The organism is Streptomyces sp. NPDC054847, from assembly GCF_053610925.1.
Genome location: NZ_JBSGZJ010000445.1, coordinates 1 through 5,930, shown reverse-complemented (window position 1 = coordinate 5,930; position 5,930 = coordinate 1). Strand labels below are relative to the sequence as shown.

At 73.7% G+C, this 5,930-nt stretch carries 6 protein-coding genes; all 6 read right to left on the bottom strand.

The window, feature by feature from the left end; genetic code table 11:
- On the bottom strand, positions 1 to 313 hold a 313-nt coding region (locus ACWGH4_RS29620; protein WP_453466341.1), incomplete at its 3' end, for a hypothetical protein.
- 36 nt (positions 314 to 349) lie between these two features.
- Entirely contained in the window at positions 350 to 1,279 is a 930-nt protein-coding gene (gene kamE / locus ACWGH4_RS29615; RefSeq protein WP_453466339.1) for a lysine 5,6-aminomutase subunit beta, read from the bottom strand.
- On the bottom strand, positions 1,276 to 2,898 hold the full coding sequence (gene kamD / locus ACWGH4_RS29610; RefSeq protein ID WP_453466337.1) for a lysine 5,6-aminomutase subunit alpha: 1,623 nt from the start codon (positions 2,896 to 2,898) through the stop codon (positions 1,276 to 1,278). The genes kamE and kamD overlap by 4 nt, the downstream gene beginning before the upstream one ends.
- Positions 2,895 to 3,980, bottom strand: a complete 1,086-nt coding sequence (gene kdd, locus ACWGH4_RS29605; protein ID WP_453466335.1) for an L-erythro-3,5-diaminohexanoate dehydrogenase — start codon at positions 3,978 to 3,980, stop codon at positions 2,895 to 2,897. The genes kamD and kdd overlap by 4 nt, the downstream gene beginning before the upstream one ends.
- Positions 3,977 to 5,386 (bottom strand): KamA family radical SAM protein, encoded by a 1,410-nt coding sequence (locus ACWGH4_RS29600; RefSeq protein WP_453466333.1) that lies wholly within the window; start codon positions 5,384 to 5,386, stop codon positions 3,977 to 3,979. Before ACWGH4_RS29600 ends, kdd begins: the two co-directional genes overlap by 4 nt.
- A 68-nt stretch (positions 5,387 to 5,454) precedes the next feature.
- Positions 5,455 to 5,930 (bottom strand): GNAT family N-acetyltransferase (locus ACWGH4_RS29595; RefSeq protein ID WP_453466331.1); only part of this gene is annotated, 476 nt, incomplete at its 5' end.

Below are 5,930 nucleotides of genomic sequence, written 5' to 3'. Positions count from 1 at the left end.
CGGGCGCCCAGCGGCTGCGGGCCACCCGAAGGGCCACCAGCCGGCCCGGTCCGGTGCGGCCCTCGAGGCGGCGGGCGATGTCGTCGGCGAGGCACTCGAGTTCGAGGTAGGTGACGTCGCCGTCCGCGTCCACGGCCGCCGTGCGGGCGGCGTTGCGGGCGGCGGTGGCGGCGAAGCGGGTGTCGATGCGGTCGGCCGGCTGCTCGGCGGCGGCCCCGGTCAGGCCCAGGACGTCCAGCAGGGCGCCCACGTCGCCGGTGAGCCGGTCGAGGTCGGGCGGTGTGCCGGGATTTTCGCCGGTGTAGGCGTTCAAAGGACCCTCCTCAAGGGGCGGTTGCGGGTCGACGGTTCAACCGACGCCCTGGAGAACAGCAGAACCATCAGAACCAGCAGGAACAGCAGGAACAGCAGAACCCGCAGAACCCGCAGAACCCGCAGAACCCGCAGAACCCGCAGAACCCGCAGAACCCGCGGAGCGAGCAGGAACGGCAGGAACATCGGCACCGGCGGAGCCGGCGGCGCGCGGCGGTGCGACGGCCAGAGCGTGCACCAGGTAGCTGGCGACGTCGCCCGGGGTGGTGCCGCGGCCGAAGACGCGGTCCGCGCCCAGGGTCTGCGCCGACCGTGCGTCGAACCGGGGCCCGCCCACCACCAGCAGGGGCCGCTCGTCGTCGGCGAACTCGGCCCGCAGCTCGGCGCTCAGCTCACGCACATTGGTCAGGTGGGCGTCCTTCTGGGTGACGGCCTGGGACACCAGCACGGCGTCCGCCCGCTCGGCGCGTGCCGCGCGCACCAGGTCACCGACCGGGACCTGCGCGCCCAGGTTGATGACCCGAAGCTGCTTGTAGTACTCGAGGCCCTTCTCGCCCGCGAAGCCCTTGATGTTGAGGATCGCGTCGATGCCGACGGTGTGCGCGTCGGTGCCGATGCAGGCGCCGATCACCACCAGCCGGCGGCCCAGCCGGCCGGCCACCACCTGGTCGGCCTCCTTGGCCGACAGCAGCGGATAGTCGCGTTCGGCCACGGTGACCTCGTCCAGGTCCACCGCGTGGGTGACGGCCCCGTAGACGACGAAGAAACTGAAGTCGGTGCCGCCGACCGCGGTGCTGTGCACCAGCAGCGGGCGCTCCATGCCCATGCGGCCGGCCAGCTGGAGGGCCGCGCCCTCGGCGCGCGGACCGTGCGGCAGGGGCAGGGTGAACGACAGCTGCACCATGCCGTCGTCGGGGGTGTCGCCGTAGGGCCGGACCGCGCCGGCGGCCGGGAACGGGATGCTCATATCGCCTCGCTCGTGTCGCGGTCGGTCTCGTGCGGTCGGTCCAGGAGCTCCAGGGCCGGATTGCGGTAGCCGGGCGCGCGGGGCACCACGCCGTCCGCGCCGCGCCCGCCGCCGGCCGGGCGCCGCATCCCGCCGAACGTGCCCTGCCCGATCGCCTCCAGCAGGCCCCGGTTGCAGATCCGCTCCAGCAGTGCGACGGCCTCGTCGAGGACCTGATGGGCGCGGCGGACGATGAACCCGTCCGCGGCGGGACGGAAGTCCTCCGCCAGCGAACCCGCCGCCCCGAGCACGTAGCGCACATTGCGCAGCGCCAGGTCGCGGTCGGCGATCAGCGGCGTGACGACGGCCTCCGTCATCATCCCGACCAGCAGGATGCTCTGCCCGGTCAGCGCCCCGGCCAGGTTGAAGAAGCCGTTGAGGAGGTAGCCGCGGAACACGTCGCCGCTCATGTGCCGCGTCGGCGGCATCCACTTGAGCGGCGCGTCGGGAAACACCTCACGCGCCAGCAGGGCGTGCGCCAGCTCCAGCCGGAACGACTCGGGCCGCTCCGGGTCGATCTCGAAGGCGTGCCCCAGCCCCAGCTGCCCGTCGGCGAGCCCCGCCTCCTTGGCGAAGTACTCGTTCAGCAGCTGACTGGCGGTCACCGTGTGCGCGGCGTCGACCGCGTCGGCGGTGGTGAGGTAGTTGTCCTCGCCGGTGTTGATGACGATGCCCGCCCGGGCGTGCAGCTGCCGGGAGAACCGCTGGTCGACGAAGGTGCGCACCGGGTTGATGTCGCGGAACAGGATCCCGTACATCGAGTCGTTGAGCATCATGTCGAGCCGCTCCAGGCCCGCCAGTGCCGCGATCTCGGGCATGCACAGCCCGGACGCGTAGTTCGTCAGCCGGATGTAGCGGCCCACCTCGGCCGACACCTCGTCCAGCGCGGCGCGCATCAGCCGGAAGTTCTCCCGGGTGGCGTACGTGCCGGCGAACCCTTCGCGGGTGGCGCCCTGGGGTACGTAGTCCAGCAGCGACTGGCCCGTCGAGCGGATCACCGCGATGACGTCCGCGCCGCCGCGGGCCGCGGCCCGTGCCTGCCGGATGTCCTCGTGGATGTCGCCGGTCGCCACGATCAGATAGATCCACGGCGCGGGCGGATTTCCCCACCGGCCCGCCATCCGCTCCCGCTCCGCACGCCGGGCGTCGATGACGCCGATCCCGCCGGCCACCGCCCTGCGTGCCGCGCCGGCCGCCGCCTCGGCGGCCGCCCCGTCCGGGAGGCGGAAGCGCACCGTGCGGGCAGCCGCGCAGGCCGCCAGGTCGGCCAGGTCCCGGTACCGGCCGCCGCGCAGCGCGTCCCACACCGGCAGGCACACCCCGTGCTCCAGGCCCACGGTGTCGGCCACCGCGTCGACGAGCCGGTTCACCCACGGGATGCCTTCGGCGTCCGCGCCGTCCAGCCCGGCCAGCCGCAGCGTGGCGCGCTCCACCGACACGGTGGTGCGGGTGCGGGCGAGTTCGACGACGGGCCCGCCTGCGCGGGCCGCCAGCGCACGGGCACGGGCCACCGTGCGGGCGTCGAGGCCGAGCTTCCCCGCCACGGCGGTCGTCGGCACCGGAGCCGTCGCCGAGGTCATCGCACGGCCCCCGCCCCTGCCCGCGCGGGGCCGCGGGTCCGGTCGAACAGGGCCCGTACGCCCGGCTCCTGGCGCACCAGGTCCAGCGCGAGGGTGTGGTGCCCGGGCTGGTAGCCGTTGCCGATCAGCATCGTCACGTCGCGGGCCATGCCCTCCGCGCCGAGGGCCGCCGCGCTGAAGGAGGTCGCCATCGAGAAGAAGACGACCGAACCGCCGTCCGCCGTGGCCAGGATCGCGGCGTGCTCGCAGCCGGCCACATCGGTGCACACGACCGTCACATCGGCCTCACCGCCGTGCCGCTCCAGCGCCGAGCGCACGGCCAGAGCGTCCCTGGCGTCGGCCCGCACCACCGTGTCGGCGAGGCCGGCGGCTGTCAGCGCCGTCTCCTCCGCCGCATCCGGCACCACCCCGGTCACCCGCCCCGCGCCGGCCCGTCGGGCGGCCGCCAGCGACAGCGACCCGGACTTGCCGGACGCGCCGAGCACCAGCACCGAAGGGGCACGGCCGCGCCGCGCGTACGAGGCGACGACCCGGCCGGTCAAGGCGGGCGCGCCGCACACGTCCAACACCGACAGGGCCAGCGGGTCGGGCAGGTCACCGGGCAGCCGCGCGGCGATCGACCGGCCGAACAGGATCGCGTGGCCGCGGGCCGGCACCCGTTCGCTCAGCCCGTCCCAGTCACGCAGCCCGTCGGTGATCACGAGCGGGGTCAGCGTCAGCGACACCAGCGTGGCCACCCGGTCGCCCACCCGCAGCCCCAGCGGCGAACGGGGCCCGCACGCGGCGACGGTGCCGATCAGCATGCCGCCGGAGCCGGTCACCGGGTTGTGCATCTTGCCCCGCTCACGCACCAGTTCGCACACGTACGCCCGTATCGCGTCGCCGTCGCCGTGGTGCCTCTCGCGCAGCTGCCGCAGCGACGCGGCGTCGAGGTTCAGGCACTCCACCGCGACACGGACCTCGTCCGCCGCCGGCCGCGGGTCGGTGTCCAGCCGCAGCGCCGCCTGCGGCAGCACCCCGCGCGGTTCGATCACCCGGTGCAGCCCCAGCGGCGAACAGGCCTGCGCCCCGGGGCCGTTCATGACGCCCCGCAGATCAGGGCACTGGCGCTCGTCCACCACTGCCGGCCGCTCTCGGGCAGCGTGTGCACCGGGTCGTAGTAGTGGTGCACCCGCTCCAGACCGGCCGGGTCGTCCTGGTCGAGCGTCGTACGGTAGTTCTTCGTCCACGACGAGATCCCGCGCTCACGGTCGTAGCCGTCCACCTGGTCCACCCACCGCTTGCCGACGTACGGCACGTCGCACACCAGCCGCGGCGTGGCGAACCCGGGCAGATAGCCCATGATCGAACGCTGCAGCGCCTGGGTGCGCTCCAGCGGAAGCCGCCAGTGCTCGGCGCCGGGGACCATGTCGCAGAGGTAGAAGTAGTACGGCATGACCTGCGCCGAATCCAGCAGCGCGAAGCACAGGTCGAGCAGCGCCTCGGGCGTGGCGTTGACCCCGTCCAGCAGCACGCCCTGGTTGCGCACGTCCCGCAGACCGGCCCCGAGCAGCGCCCGCGACGCCTCTGCGACCAGCGGCGTGATCTGCTGGGCGGCGTTGGCGTGGGTGTGCAGGGCCAGCGACACACCGCGCTCCCGTGCCTTGGCGGACAGCGCGGCGACACCGTCGAGGACCTGACCGGCCAGCCAGTGCTGCGGCAGGCCCACCAGCCCCTTGCTGGCCAGCCGGATGTCGCGCACCGAGTCCAGCTCGAGGAGCCGGTCGACGAACGACGCCAGGCGCGGCCAGGGCACGTTGGCCACATCCCCGCCGGAGACGACCACGTCGCGGACCGACGGCGTCGCCCGCAGATACTCGATCATGCGGTCCAGACGGTCGGCCGGACGCAGCACGAAGCGGTACTTGGTGATCTGCGGCGTGGAGGTGCCCACCAGATCCATCCGGGTGCAGTGCCCGCAGTACTGCGGGCAGGTGGTCACCAGCTCGGCCAGGACCTTCGTCGGATAGCGGTGGGTGAGCCCCTCCACCGCCCACATCTCCGCCTCGTGCAGCGAGTCGCGGGAGGCCAGCGGATGACTCGGCCACAGCGGATGCCGGTCGGAGGCCAGCGGCAGCATGTAGCGGCGCACCGGGTCCTCGTACCAGGCGGCCGTCCGAACGGCCGTGTGCGGCGCCATCGTGTTCAGCACGTGCGGCGTCAGCAGGACGGGCATCGTCGCGTGCTCGCGCTGGTCGGCCTCCAGATCGGCGTAGAACGCGTCGTCCAGGCCGCCGCCGGCGACCCGGGCCAGGTCCTTCACACCCTTGACGCAGTGCGCGCGCTGCCACTGCGGATCGCGCCACTGCTCGTCCGTGACGTGCCGCCAGCCCGGGAACCGGCGCCAGTCCGGCTCCACCGCCTCGTGCCGGGCATAGGCGTACGGCTGGGGGAGGGGCTCGGCGGCGGTGTCCGCGGTGACGGACCCGGTGCTCAGTGGACGGGACACCATGCTCCTCGGGTGTTGTGCCTTCGGTTCGTCGGAACGTCACAAAGAAAGGGGCCGGGGGCGCCGGTTCAGCGGGAGAGCCGGAAGACGAGCAGCCCCTCGGCGTCGCGCCCGTCCAGCAGCTCGAAGCCCGCCCGCCGCATGACGTGCTGGGACTTGGTGTTGTCCTCGGTGGTCGTGGCGACCACCGTGCTCACCCCGCTCCTGCCCAGCGCCCAGTGGGCCAGCTCGCCCAGCGCCTCGGTGGCGTAGCCGTGGCCGCGGGCCTGCTCGGCGAGGTCGAAGCCGATCTCGACGCTGCCGTCGCAGGGCGGCCCGTGGAAGCCCATCGCGCCGACGATCAGGGCGTCCTCGGCCCGGAACAGCAGATACATGCCCCAGGCGGCCACATGCGCGCCGGCACCGGCCGCCCTGTCGAGCATGCGGGCCGCGACACGGGTCTGCTCGCTCGGCGCGCCGCCCAGCCAGTTCAGTCCGGCGTCCGCGCCCGCGGCGATCTGCCGCGCCTCCTCGGGAAGCACCTCACGCAGCCACAGCCGTGCGG